Source organism: Mesorhizobium sp. LNHC252B00, from assembly GCF_000502955.1.
Classification (GTDB): domain Bacteria; phylum Pseudomonadota; class Alphaproteobacteria; order Rhizobiales; family Rhizobiaceae; genus Mesorhizobium.
On record NZ_AYWO01000023.1, the window covers coordinates 135,807 to 158,375 of the forward strand.

The window sequence follows — 22,569 nt, forward strand, 5'->3', positions numbered from 1 at the left end:
ATTATTCCGGGAATTTCGAGACGACGATGAACATCACGGTGCCGGCGAGCATGGTGATGAAGGAATAGGTGTAGAGCGACAGCGCGAAGGGCTGGAACAGCATCAGGAAGCCGATGGCGATCAGCGCCGTGGCGATGTTTTCCATCAGCCCGCGCCTGGCCCAGCGAGGCCATGATGATTTCCTGGAGTTGGCGGCGCGCGTCATACGTAGCCTTCCTTTTCCACGTCCAAAGGGAGAGATGGCTGCCAGGTGGTTCCCCCACTCCGTCGCTGCTTCGCAGCGCCACCTCTCCCCCCTCCGGAGGGAGAGGAAGGNTGCCAGGTGGTTCCCCCACTCCGTCGCTGCTTCGCAGCGCCACCTCTCCCCCCTCCGGAGGGAGAGGAAGGGAGCCTGGCTGAATTAGGTTCGCGCCCTTCCTCTACCCCGTCGATCGGGGGAGAGGTGTCGAGCGAAGCTCGACGGAGTGGGGGTCGACCTGGCGCGGCGCCAGACGATACATGTGCCCGCTTGCCATGCGCGCTATCGCTAAATGCTAAGCGTTCGCAAATGTGTCGATCCCGTAGCCGTAAACGAGGAGAAGGGAAACGGTGACACCGGCGGTCTCTTATTCCCACATCAATCATTTGCGCACCGCGCCGAAAGTGATGCCGCGCAGCAATTGTTTGCGAAGCAGGATTGTGAAGACCAGGATCGGCACCAGGAAGATCGTCGTGCCGGCCGCCACGGCAGGCCAGTCCTGGCCGCCTTCGCCGATGATGGTCGGGATGAAGGGCGGCGCGGTCTGCGCCGTGCCGGAGGTCAGGAGCGCTGCGAAGGCATATTCGTTCCAGGCGAAGATCAGGCAGAAGATGGCGGTCGCGGCGATGCCGGTCGTCGCCTGCGGCAGCACGGTGCGCCAGAACGCCTGCAGCCGCGTATAGCCGTCGATCATCGCCGCTTCCTCATATTCGCGCGGGATCTCGTCGATGAAGCCTTTCAGCAGCCATACAGCCAGCGACACGTTGACCGCCGTGTAGAGCAGGATCATGCCGAGAGCGGTGTCCGACAGGCCAAGCTCGCGGTACATCAGGTAGATCGGAATGGCGACGGCGATCGGTGGCATGAAGCGGGTCGACAGGATGAAGAACAAAAGGTCGTCGGCGAGCGGCACCTTGAAGCGCGAGAAGCCATAGGCCGACAGCGTGCCGAGGAACACGGCGCAGAAGGTCGAGCCGAAGGCGATGATCAGTGAATTGACGAAGCGCGGCAGGAAGTTGGACGGGCCCGCGATGACCATGTTGCGCTTGCGCGTGGTCTCGTCGCAGAAGCCGGTCGCCGGACCCAGCGAGTTGATGTATTCGGGCGTCTGCCGGGTCCGCGTCGTGAACAGGTTGCAGTAGCCTTCTAGGCTAGGCTGGAACAGGATCTTCGGCGGATAGGCGATCGAATCCGGCGGCGTCTTGAAGCTGGTGGCGAATATCCACAGCAGCGGCACGATTGAGATCAAAGCATAGGCAATGATGATCGCGCCGGCGATGCGCTTCGAGTTGACCGAGGGTGCGACGACCGAGTGGGCTGTGGTCAGGCTCATCTCTGCTTCACCTTGTTGAGCGCCTTGACGTAGATGTTGGCCAGCCCGAACACCGCGACGAACAGGATGATGGCGAAAGCCGAGGAATAGCCCGTACGCCAGCTCTCGAAGGCCTGCCGCTTCAGAGTGATCGAGGCGACTTCGGTGGTTGAGCCCGGCCCGCCTCCGGTCAACAGGTTGACCATGTCGAACATCTTGAAGTTCTCGATGCCGCGAAACAGCACCGCCAGCATGATGAAGGGCAGCGCCATCGGCAGCGTGATCGACCAGAACTGCCGCCAGTTTGAGGCGCGGTCGACCTCGGCCGCCTCATAGATGTATTCGGGGATGGAGCGTAAGCCCGCGAGGCAGATCAGCATCACATAGGGCGTCCACATCCAGGTGTCGACGATGATGATGGACCACGGCGCCAGCGACACGTTGGAGAGCATCTGGATATCCGTTGGCGGGATCCTCGTGACGAACGAGATGGCATAGGCGAACAAGCCGATCTGCGGCTCGTAAAGGAAGCGCCAGAAATTGCCGACCACCGCCGGCGACAGCATCATCGGCACCAGGATCAGCGTCGTCCAGAAGGCATGGCCGCGGAATTTCCGGTCGATCAGCCAGGCCAGCGTGAAGCCGATCAGCGTCTGCAACAGGATTGTCCAGAACACGAAATGCGCCGTGGTCTGCATGGCGAGCCAGATATCCTTGTCGCCGAGGATGCGCTGGTAGTTGGCAAAGCCGAGGTTCTTCACCACTTCGTTCGGGCGGTTGGCCCGGTAGTTGGTAAACGACAGGTAGATCGCCCAGAACAGCGGGAAGATGTTGATGGCGAGCAGCAACAGGATCGTCGGCGAGATGAACAGCCAGGCGAGGCCCTTGTCGCTGATGCCCCGGACCTTGCGGGCCAACGGTTCCGGGGTCGCCCGGGCAACGTTCTCCGCGGTCCGATTGAGCATGGTCAGTCCTGCTTCGGTCACTTGGTCGTCTCTGTCATGGAATTTATCTGAACCGCGTCCCGTGCCAAGGGCGGCACGGGACCAAGAGCATGATGCTGAAAAGTGTGCAGCGGTTTTCGGACGACATCATGGTCTCTCTTTTTTTATCCCTGGAGGCGGATGATTTCTGGTCGATTCGACCTGAAAATCATCCGCCTCCAGGGGCCTAGCTCGGGAGGAGCCGATTACATCTTGCCATCGTCCTGGAAGACCTGCGTCCAGTCTTTGACGAGACCGTCGAGTGCGTCCTTGGCCGATCCCTGGCCGGCGACGACATAGTCGTGGAAGCGCTTTTGCGAGGCCTGCAGCAGCGGTGCGTAGCTGGGCTCCGCCCAGAAGTCCTTCACGATGGCCATCGAGTCGAGGAAGGTCTGTGCGTAGGGCTGGCTGGCCGGGAAGGCCGGATCCTTGACCACTGCGTTGAGGCAGGAATAGCCGCCGAGCGACCACCACTTGGCCTGCACGTCCTTGTTGGCGAACCACTTGATGTATTTCAGCGCCGCTTCCTGCTTGTCGGAATAGGACACCACCGAGATGCCCTGGCCACCGAGTTGGGCGAACTGCTCGCCGTCGGGACCCTTCGGGTTGACGAAGTAGCCGATCTTGTCGCCGCCGACATTCTCGTCCTTCTGCAGGCCGGGCCATGTGAAGGCGAAATTCATATGCATCGCCACCTGGCCCGATTTGAAGGCATCGACACCTTCGCCCATGTAGCTGTTCGAGGCGCCTGGCGGCGTGCAGCAATCATAGAGCGCCTTGTAGAACTCCAACCCCTTCACCGACTTGTCGGAGTTGACGAAGCCTTCCATCTCGTAGGGTTTCTTGGGGTTCTCGTATTGGAAGCCATGGCTGTAGAGTACATCCATGGCGCCCATGGTGATGCCTTCAGAGCCGCGCTCGGTATAGATCGAGGCGCCGTAGACGGTCTTGCCGTCGATCTCACGCTTCTGGAAGAATTCGGCGACCTGCTTCAGCTGGTCGAAGGTGGTCGGCGGGCCGAGATCCCAGCCATACTTCTCCTTGAATTCCTTCTGCAGTTCCGGCTTGGAGAACCAGTCCTTGCGATAGGTCCAGCCGACGACGTCGCCCATGGCCGGCAGCGCCCAGTAGTTCGGCGTGTTCTTGGGCCATTCCGAATAGCCGACGACGGTTGCCGGCACGAAGTCGTCCATGCTGATCTTCTCCTTGTCGAAGAAGTCGTTCAGCTTGACGTAGTGGCCGTTCTCGGCGGCGCCGCCGATCCACTGGCTGTCGCCGATGATCAGGTCGCACAGCTTGCCATGCGAATTCAGCTCGTTGAGGAACCGGTCGGCATAGTTGGTCCACGGCACGAATTCGAATTTCATGCCGATGCCGGTTTCCTTGGTAAAATCCTTGGACAGTTCGACAAGCGCGTTTGCCGGATCCCAGGCGGCCCAGCACAGCGTCAGGTCTTCAGCGTGCGCGACGTTCGAGACGGCTGTCGACGCTGTAATCGCCGAGGTGAGTCCCAACGCCAGTTTCAATCTCGATTTCATGCCTTCCTCCCATTTGCGAAACGCGTCCGGATGACGGTTTCAAAAGCCCTCAACCCCTCTCCTCAGGGGCCCAAACATGGCGGCGCGGCAGCGCGGCAGATGTTTAGTAATTTGTTTAGTGGTGCAATTTTTACTAAACAAGGCAAGCGAATTCGTTGCTGCGCCGCAACATGCCGGGGGCGGTGTCTGAAAACGTTGGAAAAAGTGCTGCTCGCTCGTCGGGCGTTCGAAGCCCTGCAGCCGATTCGGATCAGGACGGAGCGGCGCCTCGCCTATCGGTCGACCCGCTTGGTGCTCACCATGACCGACCGGATCGGTGGCGCCGGCGGCAGCAGTTCGCGGATGTCGGCGAAGGGGAACAACGGCTCGAAGCGGAAGGCCTCGGCCAACGAACCTTGCGCACCGTTGCACTGACCGGAACGGAAGAGATTCTGCGTTCGGGTGGCATAGACGAAGCGCTCCGGATCCTGTGATCGATGTGCCCGGATCGCCTTGACCTTGAGAGCGGCATGCGCGGAAATGTCGACATAATGCGTCGGCGAAAAACCGGTACCGCCCATCGTGTCGGCATGCAGCACCGGGACCGTGAACGACGCCGCGATGCGCACGCCGTCGGAAAGCGCGCGATGGTCGGCGTGATAGTCGTTGGGCGCATGCGTGATCGCCAGATCCGGCCCGGTCTCGCCGATCAGCATTTTCAGCGCACCGATCAACGCCGCATCGGCCACCAGNTAGGCGGCCATCGTACCGAACATGAAGATCTCGATGTCGTCCGGATGCGCACCGAGCGCCAGTATTTTCAAACCACTCTCTCCCCGGAAATGGAAAAACGTGCCGAACGGAATCCTGCTCGCCCTGATTGCCTATGCAAGCTATTCGGGCAGCGATGCCGTTGTCAAAAGCCTGGGCGGACAGCTGACGGTCTTCGAGATCGGATTTTTCATAACCCTCTTCGCCGGTTTCTTCCTCTTTTTCACGCGCCCAGCAGACGAGCGCTGGGGTGATTTCTGGCGCACCAGGCGGCCCTGGGCGGTGCAGGCGCGTGCGTGGGCGGGAATCGCTTCCGGCGTGCTTAGCGTCTATGCCTTCACAACCATTCCGCTGGCGGAGTGCTACGCGCTGATCTTCCTGGCGCCGCTCTGCGTCACCATTCTCTCCGTGGCGGTTCTCGGGGAGAAGGTTGGCCCGTGGCGCTGGCTGGCGGTGGTCGCCGGGCAAGATCACCTTCGTTGCCTTCGACCTGCTGCATCTGAACGGCAAGGACTTGCGGCGTGAACCCCTGTGGCAAAGGAGGGAGCGCTTGCTGGAATTGATCGGCCCGGGTGATGGCGTCCTTCAATACAGTCAACACATCTCGGGAGGCGGGGCCGAGTTCTACGCGGCGGTTGATCGTTTGGGCCTTGAAGGCAAGGTGTCGAAGCGGCCGGACAGCGTTTACGTTTCATCCTTGGGAAGCGCCATTTTGTTCTACATGGCGAGCAAGGACTTCGGACCCGATCTGTGGCCGGCTGATCTGAACAACAGGCAGATGGGCTGCGCTGTGCTGCGTTGGAAAGCGGGGCAGATGTCGGCTGCGAACGCTGTTCGCGTCCTAAGAAACCCGTCATTGGAGATCGAGGCGGAACTACTTGGCGCCCTTGGGGCACTCTTGGCTTTGCTTGATCAAGGACAGGAAGAATCGTCCGACGAAGGCGCTAAGGCCGCTGTCCAGTTCCCGTCCGGCGTCTCCACAAACCCTGCGAGTCAAGCCGCCTTTCTGGCAACTGCCCTGAACGGATGGTCGATCGTAAAGGCATCAGGTCGGATCCGTTGCTCAATCTGGCTCCAGGTTGCCGGATGGGCGATCGGGAAGCCGGGCCGCGCTCTTGGCGAGAAGGCCCCAACGGCAGTGTTGCCGCGCCCGTTGCGAAGGTAATCGATGAAGATGCGGCCCCTTCTGGCTGCCGGCGCGGCGGAAAGCAGGTAACGATCCGGATGCATTTCGGCGAGCCGATTGGCCAAAGACCGGGCAAGGAGCCGGGCCTTGTCGTGCGTGATCTTTGCCCCAAGCGGGGCCATCAGGTGAATGCCCTTGCCACCGGTCACCTTCGGCCAGCTCTCCAAACCTTCCGCTTCCATGATGTCGCGGAGCGTCAGCGCGGTCCCAACGACTTCATCCCAGTCGACCCCCTTACCGGGGTCGAGATCCAGAACAATGCGGTCAGCATGCTCAATGTCATCAACTGTGGCGTTCCACGGATGCAGTTCCACAGCATCCATCTCGACCAGTCCCAGTAAGCCGGCAAGGTCGTCCACCCACACGCGCACACCTTCGCCACCCTCACGCTTCTGGACCCGCAACTGATGCACGGCGGCCGGAATCTTTGGCAACGCGCCCTTGTGGTAGAAGGTTGCGCCGAGTGCGTGGCGGACCAGCTTTAGCGGTCTGTGGCCGAGATGGGCGAGTGCCTGATCCGCAACCCTCTCCCAGTAACGCGCAAGCTCTTCCTTGGAAGGCGAGACCGCTTCGGGCAGCAATTGCAGAATGTTCTCGCTGGGAACGCCATGTTTCCGGATTGGCCCGCGTCGCTTGGATCGGGCTGGAGGCTTGGCCGGGATCGGCACGAGGTCTTCGCGCAGACCCTTGAACACGGCCTCGCGCAGCACGCCGCGATCAGTGACGCCGCTGAATTGCACCTCGGCCAGAATGTCTGGTCTCACCCAGGTCGCCTTGGGTTTCACAATGGGCTCTGACAAAGGCGACTTGCTGATGATCAGCGGGTCAAGCCGCTCTCGAACGGATTGCGCAGCGCTCAAGGTGTACCCGCTTCTCGCTTTCCCCGCATAGAGCAGTCGGTCGCCCTCGCGGCGGCCGATGTAGAGCGATGCAATGCGGCGCGGGCGAGCGCCGAGTTTCTCGACAAAAGCGACGATGGGAAAGGTATCGCTCTTGACGCATTTGACCTTGAGCCAACTGGTCTGGACGCCCGAGCGGTAGGTGCCATCAACGCGCTTGGATACGATACCCTCCAATCCCATCCGGCAGGCATGTTGAAACACCTCTTTGCCACTCACCTCCAGATGTTCGGCATAGGTCAGTGTCGGGGCAGTGTCCTTCAGCAGCTTTTCCAGCGCTGCCTTGCGGCTCATTAGCGGCTGTTGCCGAAGATCGCGCCCGTTAAGGTGCAGCAGGTCGAATGCGTAGAAGACGAGCCTCGCCGAGTCTGGATTGCCCAACTCCCTTTCCAGTGCTTGGTAATCCGGCAGGCCAGTGTTACCGAGAACGACAGCCTCCCCATCAATGATCGCGGTCTTCACCGGCAAGCCGGCAGCTGCTTGAACAATTCGTCGATATCGATGCGACCAGTCGTAGCCCCGGCGCGTGAAGGCTCGCGCTTTGCCGCTCTCAATGATCAGCTCGGTGCGGTAGCCGTCGTACTTGATCTCATGGATCCATTCGCCGCCCTCGGGTGCATTCGCGACCAGCGTCGGCGACTGAAACTCAACGAACGAGAGCCTAGTCTCCCCGGCCTTGGAACTCACGGCACGCTCCTGACATCGAATAAAAGCGTGCGGCAAGCGAATAGGTTCCAAGACATAGGTCACCGACCGCTTGTCCGGAAACTGCGTAAACGGGGCTGGGCTGCCCGCCACGTCACGTGGCCGTCAAGCGACCGAGCTATTGGCAGGGAAGGTTTCTACAAGGTCTGCTGGCGCCTCGAGCGTCCAGACCAGGCCGTTGGGGTGGTGCTGAATCCAGCCAGTCCCGCCCATTGCCTGCGGCGCCACACGTGTTAGCACCACTGTTCCAAAGCCGCTGTGCGCGACCTTTTCAATTTTGGAGTGGACCGTTTCGCTCCAGGTCAGCCTGAACAATTTTGTTTCGGCCGTTTCGATCCCCCAGGCCACCACTATTTGTCCCGACACACCTGCCAGCACGCCATATTTTGCGGAGTTCGTTGCCAATTCGTGGAACGCAATGCCGAGATGCTGAACCGCATTAGGACCAAGAACCACGGATGGCCCGGACATCGAGATGCGCTCTTCACTGCCAAAGGGCTTTAACTGTGCCAGCAGCAATTCGAAGACATTGGCGCCCCTCCAATCATCCGAGACGAGGAGATCATGCGAGGCAGAAAGTGCCATGATGCGCTCGCGAACGTCCCGTTCGAAGGCGTCCGGGTTCCTGGACCGCTTGTTGGTCTCCCGGATCATCGACAGAATCACAGCATACTGGTTTTTTACTCGATGATTGACTTCGCGCATCAACGCGCGAATGCGGTATTCGCTTTCTTTGGCAGCTGAAATATCGCGGGCGATCTTCGACGCCCCGACGATGCGTCCTGCCCCATCGCGCACCGGCGATATCGTCAGGGAGACGGGAACGAGGCTTCCGTCCTTGCGACGACGAACCGTCTCGTAGCTCTCAACCCGCTCGCCGTTGCGAATACGGTCCAGGAGATAGACCTCCTCGTCTTGCCGGTCGGCGGGAATAAGCATGGTGATCGGCTTTCCTATCGCCTCGGAGGCTGGGTAGCGAAAGAGTCGTTCAGCACCGTGATTCCAACTTTTTATTACCCCGTTCAGGTCCTTGCTTACGATCGCATCGAACGAGGACTCGACGATGGCCGATAGATGCTGGCGGACTTCTTCCGCTTGCCGCCGCTCACTGAGGTCGACGAGCAAATTGACAGCCCCGATCAGTTCACCGGTCTCGTCCCGCAAGGGTGTCGGGAAGGGGAGGAAAGGAATCAGCGTACCGTCGGGCCGCTGTGCGATAGCCTCCTGATTGCGGATCGGGCGGTTCTCCTTCAACGCCACGGCCATCGGACAATCTTCATGCGGTAGAGGATTGCCGTCGGGAGTGAACAGGCGAAACGTCACGCACCACTCGTCTACTCCAATCTGCGGCTCGCGCCCGGCAAGTTCGGCCGCCGCGCGATTGTAGAAGGTGATCTTGCCAGACCGATCCGTTGTGTAGATGGCGACGGGAAGCGCCTCGAGAACTTGGTGAAACAGATTGTCTTTGCGGAGCAGAGCCCGTTCTAGCTCGCCGATTGCGAGAGCTGGCCGGCAGCTATCGTCCTTTGAGGCCAGACTTCCCGGTTCCAATTCCATAGTTAGTGCTCGAAATCCGAATGCTGCCGCCGTGATCTTGGATATTTGCGTCCCGCGACCCCGAACGCCGCTGGTAGGGTATGGTTCCATAAGCTCTCCTTTAACTATAGCGTGAATGACCTCAGGGAGAGATTGAAGGAAATGCCAATAGGAGGACTTATCGATGTCGTAGCCCCATTGGTAAGTGGATCGGGTGTCGCCGGAGAGTGGCCTAGATCGAGCCGACACACGAAGTGCAGCAATTGATTGGCAAACCAATGCGGAGATCACACGTCGCAGACGATCAAAATCCGCAGGCGATCTGTCTGAAGACGGCTGATCTCGTCGCCGCAAATGTGGAAACAAGGCGCGGCGGCTTGCGCACCGTCCACGCGAGGCAGCGAATTGAGCCGCGCGCGCATCGCCATGTTGATCGCAAACCGACGCGCGAGCACCCCAACAACCGCCAACCCCGGCGAGCCTACGGCTGGGCCTACTCCTTCGGGCTTAATTGCGTGATCACCAATATCCCGCTACTTTCAAATCCTAGCGCGTGACCGGTGCGACGGGTTGTCATGTGTCCCCTCAACAGTCCCTCGCCGCGCCGGTCATCTCTTGCCTGTGGATGATCCAATCCACTAAGCCAGCTTCGATCTGCTCACATCCGCTAAAGTCGTGAATGAGTTATGCGCAGATCATGCCGCTGATCCTGCGGTACGTCCCTAAACAGGACCAAAGCTGGAAATACAGCGCGGAGAATTTCGGCGTCGAAAACGCAGACGGCAACAGGAGCCGGTCCTCATCTTCCGAGATGTGAGGTTGTCCAGTTGCGGTGCAAACCGCTGCCGAACATGGCGAACAGCCCAAAGACGTGATCACTCGTGCCGGCAGTCATCGTGTTGGGCGCGCGGTTGGGACTCCGAACTGCGCGAGCACCCTTATCGAGTTCGGATAACTGGAATCGAAGATCGCAATGACATTGCGCAGGTCTCCGGCGCTAGTCGCCGCGATCTCCGGCACCGTTCGCCAGTGGTCGCAATAGGCGCGACCGTCCCGATAGAACCGCCCGGTCGCGGCAATGCGGATTATGCCGGCAGAGCGCCCGACTTCTTGGCCGCCCAGGTGGCGATGAAATCCATCAGGCCGGGATTGAGGCAGTCATAGGGTTCCAGCCCGATCGACCTCAACTGCGCACGAATGCGCTCCATGCGGCTCGGATCGACACCCGATTCGATGATCGACGAGACGAAAGCGGTGAAGCCCGGAGGTGACCAGCCATCCTCGACGAAACGCTCGGGGTGGATGAAGGACAGGCCCTTGAACGCGTGGTCGCGCTCGACCGGTCCGTGCATGTGGACACCGCAGCCGGTGCAGGCATGCCGCTGGATCAGCGCTGAGGGATCGACCACCTTGAGCTTGTCGCCGTTTTCGGTGACGGTGACGTCGCCCGTACCTGCCACGGCAACGACCGAGAACAGCGTGCCTTCCGGCTCCAGCATCTGGTGCAGCCGCAGGCATGATCGTGCGCGATCTGGCCCTTCACCTTCACCTTGACCGGATTGCTGGTGCAGGCGCAGACCAGCGTGCCGCCGGCAAACGCAGGAACCGAGGACTTTGTCGGATGCGCCACTGGCTTCATGCGGCCTTGACATCGAAAATCGGCCTTTACATATTTTGCGCAGGTCGCTGCCGGTTGCTGGGGTGACCATCCTCAACTACCGGAAATCGTTCAGACAATTGGAGGTTTCGATGAGCGTGAGAACATTTGAGAGTCCCGTGTTCGTGAGAGCTTCGGAAGATCTCATTCTAGAGATCGCTTGCCTTGAGGATGCTTTCGACTTCCTCGACGAATGGCCGAAGCATCAGCGCGGCATAGTCTATGAGACGGCAAAGCGCGCCTGTCACCGCGCCTTCGATGGTCTCATACCGTTGAAAGTCGCGCGCGATGCGTTCGCCGGCTTTGCCCGCTCTGTGAAGATCCTTGAGGACGTCGCAACGACGATGCCTTGGATTACGGCAAGACGGTCGGGAGAGACGGGCGGCGTTGCCGCCTGACTGCTCGGAGGGAGGAAACCATGCTTTCTCAGCCCTTCGAAAAGCCCGTTCGCGTCTGGGTCGGACTTGGCTTGCCCAGGCAGCTGAACTCGGTCGTGGATGCCTACCAGTTCGTCACAGAGTGGTGCGGGAACAGTCCTGAACAAAGGGCGGCGATCCGCGCCTGTAAGGCCGCATTGGCCGGCGAGATCGACGCGGAGACTGCGCGTGGCAGTGTTCTGCAGTTCGCCAGGAAGAAAGACATCCTGCTCGAAGACGGCATGATAACGCCGGTCACTGCTACCGAGCAGCTGCTGCAAGCTTGATCCGGGTGACTTCAGAGGCGGCGGCCATCGGGCCGCCGCCCAAAAAGTTGCGCCGTGCGAAAACGCCCGCGTTGATGCGCCGCCATGGTTGCTGGCGGTCATGAGCGGGCGTCGTAGAATGCCGGAAGCCATTTTGGAGCCGGTAAGGTTAAGGAGCGCCGCTTCCTTGCTCAATGCAGGAAATGCCAATGAAAACACTTTCGGCTTCGTTGAAAACACTTTCGGCTTCGTTTCCAATTTTCGGAGCGCTCCTATGACCGCTTCGAGCGCCGTATCCTCCTCGGCTAGCACAAGATCGATGCCCGCTTCAGAAATATTGTCTTTCGGCTACCGATCGCAGCGGCAGCGCCAGCTCCCTGCCCCGCGCAGAGGCGACGCCGGAACAAACCCGTAGTCCATGAGCGCAGCAAGGAGGTCGTACCGATCTTATCGCTGGCAGCGTCATTGGGGCTCCTTGTCGCGTTGATCGGCCGAGCGGCGGAATGACCTTTAAGCCGGCAAAGCAACGTAAGCGAGATTCGTCACAACCGCTGCGCGCGCCCGACCAGAGCGTTGGCCCGACACGCGACCTTGCCTTCTCACCCCAAGACAATTCATTAAAGCATCGGCCTTCCGCCAGTGACCTCGTAAAGGGCGCCGGTCGTATAGCTGGCACCGTCCGAGGCCAGAAGCACATAGGTGGCCGCGAGCTCGGCCGGCTGGCCAGGGCGCTTAAGCGGTGTATTCTTGCCGAACTCCTTTACCTTTTCGGCCGGCATCGTCGAAGGGATCAAGGGCGTCCAGATCGGCCCCGGCGCGACGGCATTGACCCGGATGCCGCGCTCCGCGACCAGTCCAGCCAGCCCGGCGGTAAAATTCGCTATCGCCCCCTTGGTGGTGGCGTAGGCGAGCAACATAGGTGAGGGGCTGGTGGCGTTGATGGATGACGTGTTGATAATAGCGGAGCCGGGTCTCATCACCTTCACGGCCTCCTGTGAGAGGTAGAACATCGGATAGATGTTCGTCCTGAAGGTGAGATCCCACTCCTCGGCCGTAATATCCTCCAGCCTTTCGAATGTCGCCTGATGCGCGGCGTTGTTGACCAGGATGTCCAGCCGGCCGCATTCATCCATGGCACGCTTGACGAGCGAGCGTGCAAAACGTTCGTCGCTGATGTCGCCGCGCGCGATCACAGACTTGCGGCCGGCATCCTCGACCCATCGGGCCGTTTCCTTCGCGTCTTCGTCCTCCTCAAGATAGGAGATGATCACATCCGCGCCCTCGCGGGCGAAGGCGATTGAGACTGCACGTCCGATGCCCGAGTCCGCGCCAGTGACCAGCGCAACGCGGTCCGTCAGTTTGCCGCTGCCGCGATAGCTCTGCTCGCCATGGTCTGGGCGGGGATTCATCTCGTCGGTGTAGCCGGGCATGTCCTGCTGCTGTTCAGGCATGGGTGGCTGAGGATGTTTCTGCCGGGGATTATTCTGCATGCTCAGCTCCTTTGGCTCTAGTTTGGGTTTCAATGCTGGGAGTCCGTGAGAGGGCCTGAGCGCCGCCTTTGTGCTCGGGCGAACCGCGCCTTGCAGGGTTCTCATTCTTCGTGGCCATCGACCGATTTCCTCCGGCAGTCGCACATGGCGACCGCAGCGACCCACACACGTCAATGATCTCTCCTAACCGGTTTGAAAGCGGAGTGTTCCACTCGCCGTGCGTTCTGCGTTCAGAATTCATGGGACGGGTTCAATGTCGCCAAGCCGAATGGTCCGAGACTTTTGGCACAGCCGGCACAGGGAGGATCCTTGCCAATCGACGTTGTCGCAGGGATCTCAGGGCGAGAGTCTCTGTGCCGATCTGGCGCTGGAAAGCATCGGCGATCCGCAGCGCTTGCGGACCCTTCTGGCCCAGATCGACGCGCCAGTCGCCCAGGCCGACATGTGCCTATGACCGGAGCGTCCGTCAGCGATCTTGTCGAAATGTGGTTTGGCGGCCAGGCAGAGGTTATGATCCCGCTACCGAAGAGCGCTTAGACGAGCGTCAACTGTGAAATCGACGTGATCCCAACCCAAGGCTCAGACGGGCAGGCAGAAATCAAGCGGCTACAATCAGCGCTCTCGGATCGAAGCGCAGATGAGACGCTGGAAGACGCTGATCGGACCGAAACTAAAGGCAGGATCCTCGTCAACCAACGCGTGGCATAAGCAAAGTCACAGGATTGGGTGCTTCCCAAGGCAAATTGCGATCCCTGCAAGACGGTCCTCAACGCAGTCATTGCGCTTTCCCCAGCGGCACGCCCCGTGAACCTGCGACGCTCTTTTCAGCCGGGTAAACGCCCTCCAACACGTCGTTGAAATGGCGGCTAACCGCCGCATTGCACTCGCATGCAAGCGAGCGCAGCCCGGCCGGATTGCGCACCGCCAGCCGGCCACGCCCTGTCTCAATGCAGTCGCGCTGCCTCAGGTCGCGGATGACTCGGCTCATGTAGGAGCGGCCGACCCCGAGCATTGCAGCAAGCTGTTCCTGGGTCAGCGTCAGATTTCCGGCCCCTGTGCGCTCTGTCGCGGCCAGCAGCCATCTCGCAGTGCGCTGTTCGATGGAATGCGCGGCGCTGCATGCAACGGACTGAAACAGCTGCGCCATCAGACAATCGGCGTAGCGGGCGAACAGGTGACGCAATGACAAAGAACGCGATTTTGCTTCTTCCAGATGGTGCAGGTCGATCCTGAAGAAGGACCCCCCGACTTGAACCTCGGCACGTGTATAGGCCGGGAGCCTACCTTGGCTCACGATCCCACCGACCGCTCCTTCACGTCCGATAAGTGCAGTCTCTATCGCTCGTCCGTCACTCAGCGCGACGAGGTAGGAGATCATCGCAGACCCGCGGGGAAAGTAAGCGTAGCGGACAGCGTCGCCTGGTTCGTGCAGCAATGTACCGGCAGGCGCTGACCATTGTTCGAGGCTCGGCTGCAGGATCTCCCAGTCATCGCTTCTTAGCGCCCGAAGCAGGTTGTTTCCAATCGGTTCCGATTTTTTATAGGCGTTCGCCATCGCGCTCCTCTCTTCCAAAGAATGGGACATCTACAACGGCTAGCGAGGAGAAATGTTCACTAGTGCGCAGACGGAGCGTGCGCAGCCATTTACAAAATGTCACAGGGGCGCTGATCCAGGCCTCACCGAGCGCGAGCCGTGGTGCATCGGCTCCCTAGGCAGACCTCGGGCTGCCAAGGGAAGAAAAATGCCGGCGACTGGATCTGCGGCGTGGCGCCTCAAGCACGCCGAAACTGCAATGTTCGTGCAGCAAGGCGTGAAACATGAGCTCTAGCCATCGGTCCGATCCAGGGGCCAACGCGTTGCTCCGCCTCTACATCGCAGGAGACACGCCGAGCGCCAGACGGGCGCTGGAAAGTCGTCTGAGGATAATGAAGGAATGGGCCGGCGGAATCGAAATCCATATCGTCGATATCCTCGCGCATCCCGAAGCGGCGGAAAGCGCCGGCATTCTAGCGACGCCGACGCTCTCGGACGAGAGAGCCACCCCTCCACGGCGGCTGATCGGCGACATCAGCAACACCGCTCAGGTTCTCGACTATTTCGGTTTTCGCGGGAAGGACAGTGGCTATGACCACAGCTGAAGAGATCCTGATCGACCCTGTACTCGAACGCGTCAGGACCGGTATCGAGGCTTTCGACGATCTTGTGATGGGCGGCCTGCCGCGCGGGCGCACCACCATCGTCGGGGGCACGCCCGGCAGTGGCAAGACTGTGTTTGCGACGCAGTTTCTGGCCCACGGCATCACCGTTCTGGGCGAGCCCGGCGTCTTCGTCACCTTCGAGGAATCGCCGGCCGAGATCGAGGTCAACATGGCCAGCTTTGGCTGGACCATACGCCGTTGGCGGGAGGCGAACAAGCTGGTCTTCGTCGACGCCAGTCCGCGTGACCACGACCAGATGATTATCGGCAATTTCGATCTAGCCGGTTTGCTGACGCGTGTCTTGCACGCTGCGCGAAATTCCGCGGCAAAACGTATCGTGCTGGATTCCGTCACCCAGCTCTTCGACCGCTTCGTGGCGGAGCAGACGTCGGTGCGTCGGGAGCTCCTGCGCATCGCGACAGCCCTCAAGAAGCAAGGCTTGACGGTGCTGATGACCGCCGAACGCAACAGCGAGTATGGCGAGATATCCCGCCACAGGATCGAGGAATTTGTCGCCGACAATGTGGTCATCCTGCGCAACGCGCTCTATCGCGAGCGGCGCAGGCGCACCATCGAAGTCCTGAAGATGCGAGGCAGCCGCCATGTCGAAGGCGAGGTGCCGATCACGCTTGTTGAGAAGCAAGGCATAGTGGCGGTGCCATTGTCCTCACTACGGCTGGAGCAGCAATCCAGCACGAAACGGGTGACCAGCGGCATTTCGGAACTCGACAGCATGTGCAGCGGCGGATTTTTCCGCGACAGCGTCACCCTTGTCAGTGGTGCGACGGGTACCGGAAAGACGCTGCTGGTCACCAATTTTCTCGCCGGCGGCGTAGTGTCTGGCGAACGTGCCTTGCTGGTCGGCTACGAAGAGAGCCGCGGTCAATTGTTCCGCAATGCTCGTGGCTGGGGCGTCGACTTCGAGGCAATGGAGGCGGATGGCCGGCTCAAGGTCATTTGCATCTACCCGGAAGCGCAGAACTTGCCAGACCACCTTTTGATGATCCGCGAGCTCGTGCAGGAGTTCAAACCTGACCGGATCGCGATCGACAGCCTGTCGGCCCTGGAAAGGATCGCGCCAGACTCCGGCTTTCGGGAATTCCTGATCAGCCTCACATCCTTTATCAAGGAACATGAGATCGCTGGCCTTTGTACGGCGACCGACAAGTCGCTCGTCGGCGGCCAGAGTGCCAGCGAACAGCATATCTCGACGTTTACCGACGCCATCATCCTGTTGCGTTACATCCAGGAGGGCAATTTCATGCACCGCGGGATCATGGTGCTGAAAATGCGCGGCAGTGAGCACGACAAGCAGATCAGGCGCTTCACGGTCGACGGCGCCGGCATGCATCTCGGTCAGCCCTTCAATGGCGCGCCCGACATATTCGGAGAATCCGCGGCGTCTCGGCGTGAGGAGTAGGCAGTGACGCGCAGCGCAGCCGAAATTCTGGACCCGTCTGCCAACGCATTCTTGACGGGCATCAGCCAACTCAACTTTCGACGCCTGATCGAGACATTGGCCGATGGGATTCTCGTCGTCGATCTGTCGGGAACCGTGCTCTATGCCAATCCGGCGGCGGCCATGATCTTCGGCTATCCGGCTGCCGATCTCGTTCACATTCCACTCGGCCGACCGGTCATATCCGGTGAAACCACCGAAATCACTGTCCACCGCCGCCGTCGGTCACCAGCCGACGTGGAAATCAGGACCGTCGAGGTCAGCTGGGACGGAAAGCCGGCGCTGCTTGCCAGCTTGCGCGACGTCTCGGCGCAGCGAGCTCAGGAGGAGCGTCGACGCCAGTCGCAAAAGCTCGAAGCGATCGGCCGCCTCGCCGCTGGAATCGTTCACGACATTAATAATCTGCTGGCTGTGTTCGAGTCGGGGCTGCGGCTCCTCCAGAAGCAGTTGGGAGGGGAAGCGCCCAACCCGAATTCAGCCATGCTGATAGAAGAGCTGATCAGCCGGACACGAAATGGCGGTGCGCTTACGCAGCAATTGCTCGCCTTCTCCCGCGGACAATCGCTTTATCCCGAGACCATCGATCTGAATGCTCGAATCGAGGCGCTTAGCATGCTGCTGGAGCGGACTCTGGGGAGCGGCACGCAGGTCAGATGTGACCTCGATCCGGCACTTGATGCTGTCCTCGTCGACGCCAATCAACTCGACGTCGCCATTCTCAACCTGGCTGTCAATGCCAAGGACGCAATGGATGGCAAGGGAACGCTGTCGATCGAGACCAGCAATTCTCCCGCCGACATCGAAGACGTGCCGGCTGCGGCTGCCCGTTTTGTTCGTGTCACCGTAAGCGATACGGGTTGCGGGATGAGCAAGGAGGTCCTTTCCCAGGTGTTCGAGCCGTTCTTCACGACAAAGGGCGACGGGCGGGGAACCGGGCTTGGCCTCAGCCAGGTCTACGGCTTCATCAAGCAGTCCGGCGGGCATATACGGATCGAGAGCGTTGTAGGGGCGGGAACGAGCGTACATCTGTTTCTTCCGCGCCCGCCGCGAGCAACGAACGACGAACCGCGATCGTCGGGCAAGATCCGGCGCAAGCGTATGGATGAATAGCCGCCGAATGGGGGCCGCCAAACGGCAGCCACGATGAGTTGGAGAAAAGCGGGCCCGATTCCAGGCCCGCAAAAATCTTCGTCAGGCCCTTGAGAACGGACGGTTGCCGAAGAACCAGAGGCTTCCGGCAGCCAGGGCCGCCACGACGGCACCCACGATCACATACGCCCACTTGCCGCTGGACGTATGGAACGCGCCAGGACGAGTGGAAGCGGAGAGAATGCGCTGGCACCCTTGCGCTGGCGAGCTCACCAGCGAGTCAGGTGCCTCGGATGCGGGAGGGAGGCGGCGTCTTCGCTCAAAGTCCATCGACGGATGCTGTGAGACCGGCCACCACGGTGCTGCACGCGACCGCGTCCGACATTGCTGGGAAGCTACTCCGATCGATCCAATTGGCGCAACGCGTCCATTATGGCGTCGAAGCTGACCGGTTCGGTAGCTCCCGGAGGCATGCGCAGTGCCGGCACGGATTCCACCGCCCAGGCATCCGACGCCCATGACGAAAGAACGGCGCGCTTTTCGTGGACGTCCAGCGTCGTGTCGGCCAACACCTCCTGCGGGTGCCCGAAATGCCGTGCCGGATGGAGTAACCGGTCGTCAAGGAAAAGATCAGGGGCCTCGGGCCCGATCGGAAAACTCGTCGAAATGGCTCCTTCCATCGATGGTCCTCCTTCGGATAATCTCCTCTGTTGACGTCGTTGGTGGCTCTTGCCAGTTCCACCAGCAAAATCTCGGACGTTGCCGATCAAATTTCAATGGGGCACCGAGGTCACACGTTCACGATTTTCATCCGTTCGCCCCTATATTTTGAGATCGGTGAAACCATCTGCATGAATCTCAGTTTCTGTCTCCTGAGCCGACGGCGACGGCCGGCCGGCTGGGCAGGAGAACTGATCATGTTCGTGAATTCGAGGAAGGGACTATGCGCCGGTGTGGTGGCGGGAGTTCTGCTGTTCTGTCCCGGGGGCATTGCTCCGCTCACAGCACAGGAGATCCCGAACGACTTCACCGCGATTGTGCGCCAGAAGTTAGCGGCGGTTGTCGCGATCACGACAAGGCAGATCATCCAGGATCAAACGACGCTCAACGATTTTCTCGACCCTTTCAATGGTCGCCCGGGGCCCGCCCAGCCGCAGGTCCGAGAAGCTCTTGGCTCCGGCTTCGTCATCAATCCTGAGGGCTACATCGTCACCAACAACCATGTCGTCGCCGATGCTACCGAGATCCATGTGGTATTCTCGGATAAGGAGACTGCACCCGCGCGACTGGTTGGCCGGGATCCGGGAACCGACATTGCGGTGCTGAAGGTCGATCCGCGGCCCAACATGGCCACAACCGCCTGGGGCGACTCGGACGCAGTTCAGCCCGGCGCCTGGACGATCGCGATCGGCAGTCCGTTTGGGCTCGGCGGGACAGTTACCGTTGGCGTGCTTTCTGCCCGTTCGCGCGATATCCAGGCCGGTCCCTACGACGATTTCCTGCAGACTGATGCCTCAATCAACCGTGGCAATTCAGGCGGCCCCCTGTTTAACGCGCGCGGTGAAGTGATCGGGGTCAACACGGCGATTGTCTCGCCATCGGGTGGCAGCATTGGTATTGGCTTCGCGGTGCCGTCCCGAACTGCCCAGAGCGTCGCCGATCAGTTGATCCGCACGGGCCACATCGAGCGCGGGTTCATCGGCGTTCGTCTCCAGGAGGTCACGCCGTCGATTGCCGCGGCGCTCGGGATACCGGGGAGCAAGGGAGCGCTGGTGGCCTCGGTCGAGCCCGGCAGCCCGGCAGAGAAGGCAGGTATACAGGCAGGTGACGTCATCACCCGTTTTAACGGCAAGGACATCCAAGGCGTCCGTGACCTCACGCTGGCGGCGGCGAGCCAAAAGCCGGGGTCGAAAGCGACTGTGACCAGGAATCGAGATGGCAGCCAGCAGGAGTTGACACTGACAGTCGGTCAACGCAAGGACGAGGAGGGACAGACTGGCGCTGTTCCTGCTCCGGATGCGGCTGACCAACGTCTTGGCCTGTCACTTAGCCCCATTCCGGACGAAGTGCGCCCGCAACTCGGCCTCCAGCCGGGAACCACCGGCGTATTTATCCAGGACGTGGCACCGAACAGCCTCGCAGCCGAGAATGGCCTTCGGCCCGGAGACGTGATCGTCTCGGCCAACAACCGGGATGTGGCACAGCCGTCGGACATCCAGGAGGAGTGGGCAAAATCCCGGCGGCAGAACAGGCCCATTCTGTTGCGCATAAATAGGCAGGGACAATCGCTCTTCGTTGCCGTGGCCGCATCCTGACGTAGCCTGTCTCAGAACCGAAATTTCTACGGCGTTCAGCAAAGCGACGCACGAAATGCGGCAAGAGCTGCGACCGCGACAGGGCGAACCGGGGAGGAAAGGGTTCTGCTTTCCGCTCTCGGGAAGGCGACCACACCACAAGCGCGGTCTTCTTCCATGAGCGCGGCGAAATCCGCGACGCTCATTCGAGAAGCAGGCGTTCCGCGCTTCGGTCTCAACCCCGTCACAACCCCGTCGTCGACGCCATCGTTCACTAGAACGCTGTCTAATTGTCTTGACCGCGCAGCCACACACCTGGGTATGGCGCGCAGGACGATCTCGGGTGACCTGCTCAAACGCGCCTCGCCGCTCAGGTGGGGGCACATCAGCCTCACAGACATCCACAGCTGGGATACTGAACAATGCGCGAAGGCTTCGGGACGCTTCGCTTGCCAGCAGCAATCCACGGGCGGCGTGATGTTTCTAATTCATTCGGCCTTAGCGTGCGTTCTGAACCGTTCTGACCCCGAACTGGTGGCCTGGCAGTCGGGAACGACGCCTTGCCGCGGGCAGCCGCGGCGTCGCCCACCAGCTCGGGCGCGATCGTCCGGATTTCATGGTGAGATCGATGTCCTCCGAAAGCTCCGAGCTGGCGCGATTTCATGACGGGCTCGACTGCTGCTCGAGACGGCAGTCGGCTGGCAACTTTAGAAAGCCCGCCCGGGCATGCTCCGGGCGGGCTAACAGCATGCTTGTCAGCTCTTGCAGGCGGCCAAAACCCTCAGAGCCTTGTCTGCACTCGAATAGCTCGAGTACATTTTCTTGCCGATGGCCGTCATCTTTACTCCGTCGGGCTTCGAAGAGACCACCGTGCATGTCTTCGTGCTCGTGTCCTTGGCGACCCAATAGTGAGTCGCAGCAATTGCGGGAGCACNAAGCCCATCAGTGCGGCGGCGATTACAAGGGTTCGTTTCATAGCTTCCTCCATTTTTCGTCTTTCAACAGCAGTCCGCCTGCGCCAAAGTTCGAGCAGCGGACGACACGACCGGACGGGTGAGCGACGAGTACGTCCGGGCGGCGAATGAACGATGATTGTTCCAGCCGAAATTTATTGCCGGCCCCAAATTCTGCTTGCCAATGCAGCCTCTTGTTGCAGGCGCATGACTCGCTTGCGATGGCCAGCCACTCCGCAACATACTCACTGTGAACCGGCCGGAAGGCCTCGCGACGGGCGGCGATAGGTCGGCGCTAATCGGCGTCGGGCGAGTTCCGCCACAGCCTTCGAAAGACTGGATGGCCGAAGTTCGCGAAAGGAGAAGCGCAGGGTTACGACGGTCGCAAGGCGTGTCGCCTGCGAGCCGAGGGGAAACGGCCTGACGAGGGCTGGGATCCACCACTATTTGCCGATCATGGCGGGCTGCTCAGATGCCTTTCTACGCTCCGGCCGTTCTGGAACAATATGTCCTTTTGCAAGTTTGGACGGCTCATGAAGGAGTAACGAAATGTCAGAATCGCGCGAATGGTTTGTCCAGTGGCTCAGGGATGCTCATGCCATGGAGGAGCAGGCTGAGACCATGCTCAATGGGCAATTGAGCCGTATAGAAAATTATTCTGAGCTCAGCAGCCGAATTCGGCAACATCTCGAGGAGACGGTGCAGCAGGCCGCCCGGCTCAAGACCTGCCTCGACCGCATCGGGCAAGGGCCCTCCCGGCTGAAGGATGCCGGTGGAAAGCTGACAGCGATGGCGCAATCAATGAGCGGCATCTTCGCTGGCGACGAGGTCATGAAAGGATCGCTTGCGAGCTACACGTTCGAGCACATGGAGATCGCCTCCTACACAATTCTCGTCGCCGCTGCTCGATCCCTGGGTGAGACAGAGGTCGCGCGCGTATGCGAGCAGAACCTGCGAGAAGAAATCGCCATGGCCGACTGGTTGAAAGACCATCTCCCGTCTACGGCCGAGCGGTTCCTTGCGCGAGCCGATACGGAAAGCGAGAGCGCTAAGCGCTGACCATCGTCGACGCTTGCTTGCCACTTGGCCTCCGTAGCCCGGCCATCCCACGGTCCCCCGGCTTAGATGCTCGCTTGAAAACAGGTTCGGGCAAGAAGCGTGCAGTCCGAAGCTGAAGGTGGCTGCCGGTTCTGCTGCTGCGATGGAAAACCAAGACGGTCGCGGGATCCGCCCGCGCCGGCTGTAATCTTGCGGCTGTTGCGGGAAGCGAGCAAATCAGAGTTTTCCCGCTTGACCGAGCCGGGATCCAAGATCGCGGCGACAGCCCATCGAGGATTGCGCCCGATCTCCGTTAGCTTCGGCTCGCCATCGTGAACGTCGTCTGCTTCGGCCTGCCCGAGGGCGGTGACCGCAAATAAGTGGTGACGAAAAGGGGTTGCCGATCGCGAAGCAGCTTGGCAGATGTCGCGGAGAGGCGCTTTGACCGGAACGCCCATGCATGCGTGCGCGGCATACACCAGACCTCCCGTCAACTTGCTTCGGCGATCTTGCTGAGAAAAGCTGCCAAGCTCTGCTGCGGATCCTCATCGTCCCCAGCCA

19 protein-coding genes and 3 pseudogenes are annotated in these 22,569 nt (G+C 60.5%); 9 read left to right on the plus strand and 13 right to left on the minus strand.

All coding sequences use genetic code 11. The features are described 5' to 3' along the window. Position 1 precedes the first annotated feature (1 nt). The 5 genes from X744_RS146515 to X744_RS146495 form a co-directional block, all read right to left on the minus strand. Positions 2–205, minus strand: coding sequence for a hypothetical protein (locus X744_RS146515; RefSeq protein WP_023761526.1), 204 nt, complete (start codon positions 203–205; stop codon positions 2–4). 415 nt (positions 206–620) lie between these two features. Continuing rightward, positions 621–1,571: a carbohydrate ABC transporter permease gene (locus X744_RS146510; protein ID WP_023761527.1), complete on the minus strand. Its 951-nt coding sequence runs from the start codon at positions 1,569–1,571 to the stop codon at positions 621–623. Continuing rightward, the gene (locus X744_RS146505) at positions 1,568–2,536 is read right to left on the minus strand and encodes a sugar ABC transporter permease (protein ID WP_023761528.1); all 969 of its coding nucleotides are present in this window, start codon (positions 2,534–2,536) and stop codon (positions 1,568–1,570) included. The genes X744_RS146510 and X744_RS146505 overlap by 4 nt, the downstream gene beginning before the upstream one ends. Before the next feature lie 203 nt (positions 2,537–2,739). Then, positions 2,740–4,071 (minus strand): ABC transporter substrate-binding protein, encoded by a 1,332-nt coding sequence (locus X744_RS146500; RefSeq protein WP_023761529.1) that lies wholly within the window; start codon positions 4,069–4,071, stop codon positions 2,740–2,742. 272 nt (positions 4,072–4,343) lie between these two features. Further along, positions 4,344–4,874, minus strand: a complete 531-nt coding sequence (locus X744_RS146495) for an LmbE family protein (RefSeq protein WP_023761530.1) — start codon at positions 4,872–4,874, stop codon at positions 4,344–4,346. Positions 4,875–4,902: 28 nt separating this feature from the next. Here X744_RS146495 and X744_RS146490 point away from each other — a divergent pair. After that, positions 4,903–5,286 (plus strand): annotated as a pseudogene (locus tag X744_RS146490) (EamA family transporter); the annotation flags it as partial. Positions 5,287–5,335: 49 nt separating this feature from the next. Beyond that, positions 5,336–5,452, plus strand: a pseudogene (locus X744_RS1000000175405) (DNA ligase); the annotation flags it as partial. A gap of 362 nt (positions 5,453–5,814) precedes the next feature. On the opposite strand, the gene ligD reads toward X744_RS1000000175405, so the two are convergent. The 4 genes and pseudogenes from ligD to gfa all read right to left on the minus strand — a co-directional run bounded on the left by ligD (position 5,815) and on the right by gfa (position 10,786). Beyond that, positions 5,815–7,536 (minus strand): DNA ligase D, encoded by a 1,722-nt coding sequence (gene ligD, locus X744_RS146485; protein WP_245266809.1) that lies wholly within the window; start codon positions 7,534–7,536, stop codon positions 5,815–5,817. Positions 7,537–7,716: 180 nt separating this feature from the next. After that, positions 7,717–9,168: a PAS domain S-box protein gene (locus X744_RS146480; protein WP_023761533.1), complete on the minus strand. Its 1,452-nt coding sequence runs from the start codon at positions 9,166–9,168 to the stop codon at positions 7,717–7,719. Positions 9,169–9,434: 266 nt separating this feature from the next. Beyond that, positions 9,435–9,617 carry a hypothetical protein gene (locus tag X744_RS1000000173975; protein ID WP_156938600.1) on the minus strand — a complete coding sequence of 61 codons (183 nt, stop codon included), beginning with the start codon at positions 9,615–9,617 and terminating at the stop codon, positions 9,435–9,437. A 615-nt stretch (positions 9,618–10,232) separates the two neighbouring features. Beyond that, positions 10,233–10,786 (minus strand): annotated as a pseudogene (gene gfa, locus X744_RS01000000170135) (S-(hydroxymethyl)glutathione synthase). Positions 10,787–10,896: 110 nt separating this feature from the next. Here gfa and X744_RS146475 point away from each other — a divergent pair. Beyond that, positions 10,897–11,202, plus strand: a complete 306-nt coding sequence (locus X744_RS146475; RefSeq protein WP_023761536.1) for a DUF982 domain-containing protein — start codon at positions 10,897–10,899, stop codon at positions 11,200–11,202. Between the two features lie 20 nt (positions 11,203–11,222). Beyond that, positions 11,223–11,507: a DUF982 domain-containing protein gene (locus X744_RS146470; protein WP_023761537.1), complete on the plus strand. Its 285-nt coding sequence runs from the start codon at positions 11,223–11,225 to the stop codon at positions 11,505–11,507. A 596-nt stretch (positions 11,508–12,103) separates the two neighbouring features. On the opposite strand, the gene X744_RS146465 is transcribed toward X744_RS146470, so the two are convergent. Together X744_RS146465 and X744_RS146455 are read right to left on the minus strand one after the other, a co-directional pair. Next, complete coding sequence (locus tag X744_RS146465; protein WP_023761538.1) at positions 12,104–12,976, minus strand: SDR family oxidoreductase; 873 nt, start codon at positions 12,974–12,976, stop codon at positions 12,104–12,106. 775 nt (positions 12,977–13,751) lie between these two features. Next, entirely contained in the window at positions 13,752–14,531 is a 780-nt protein-coding gene (locus X744_RS146455; RefSeq protein WP_031260790.1) for a Crp/Fnr family transcriptional regulator, read from the minus strand. 263 nt (positions 14,532–14,794) lie between these two features. On the opposite strand from X744_RS146455, the gene X744_RS146450 reads away from it, so the two are divergent. Genes X744_RS146450 through X744_RS146440 form a run of 3 tightly spaced genes read left to right on the plus strand, consistent with a single transcriptional unit; the run spans position 14,795 to position 17,744 of the window. After that, on the plus strand, positions 14,795–15,115 hold the full coding sequence (locus tag X744_RS146450) for a circadian clock KaiB family protein (RefSeq protein WP_050589579.1): 321 nt from the start codon (positions 14,795–14,797) through the stop codon (positions 15,113–15,115). Further along, positions 15,102–16,595, plus strand: coding sequence for a circadian clock protein KaiC (kaiC, locus tag X744_RS146445; RefSeq protein ID WP_023761542.1), 1,494 nt, complete (start codon positions 15,102–15,104; stop codon positions 16,593–16,595). Before X744_RS146450 ends, kaiC begins: the two co-directional genes overlap by 14 nt. A 3-nt stretch (positions 16,596–16,598) precedes the next feature. Continuing rightward, positions 16,599–17,744: an ATP-binding protein gene (locus X744_RS146440; protein ID WP_023761543.1), complete on the plus strand. Its 1,146-nt coding sequence runs from the start codon at positions 16,599–16,601 to the stop codon at positions 17,742–17,744. A gap of 374 nt (positions 17,745–18,118) precedes the next feature. Here X744_RS146440 and X744_RS0137875 read toward each other — a convergent pair whose 3' ends face one another. Beyond that, entirely contained in the window at positions 18,119–18,403 is a 285-nt protein-coding gene (locus X744_RS0137875) for a hypothetical protein (protein ID WP_031260795.1), read from the minus strand. A gap of 237 nt (positions 18,404–18,640) precedes the next feature. Here X744_RS0137875 and X744_RS146435 point away from each other — a divergent pair, with 237 nt between their 5' ends. Beyond that, positions 18,641–20,038, plus strand: coding sequence for a Do family serine endopeptidase (locus X744_RS146435; RefSeq protein WP_023761544.1), 1,398 nt, complete (start codon positions 18,641–18,643; stop codon positions 20,036–20,038). Between the two features lie 1,481 nt (positions 20,039–21,519). Further along, entirely contained in the window at positions 21,520–22,029 is a 510-nt protein-coding gene (locus X744_RS146430) for a DUF892 family protein (RefSeq protein ID WP_023761545.1), read from the plus strand. Positions 22,030–22,091: 62 nt separating this feature from the next. Here the strand turns inward: X744_RS146430 and X744_RS0137880 are convergent, their stop codons facing one another. Then, complete coding sequence (locus X744_RS0137880; RefSeq protein ID WP_156938601.1) at positions 22,092–22,487, minus strand: hypothetical protein; 396 nt, start codon at positions 22,485–22,487, stop codon at positions 22,092–22,094. Positions 22,488–22,569 lie beyond the last annotated feature (82 nt).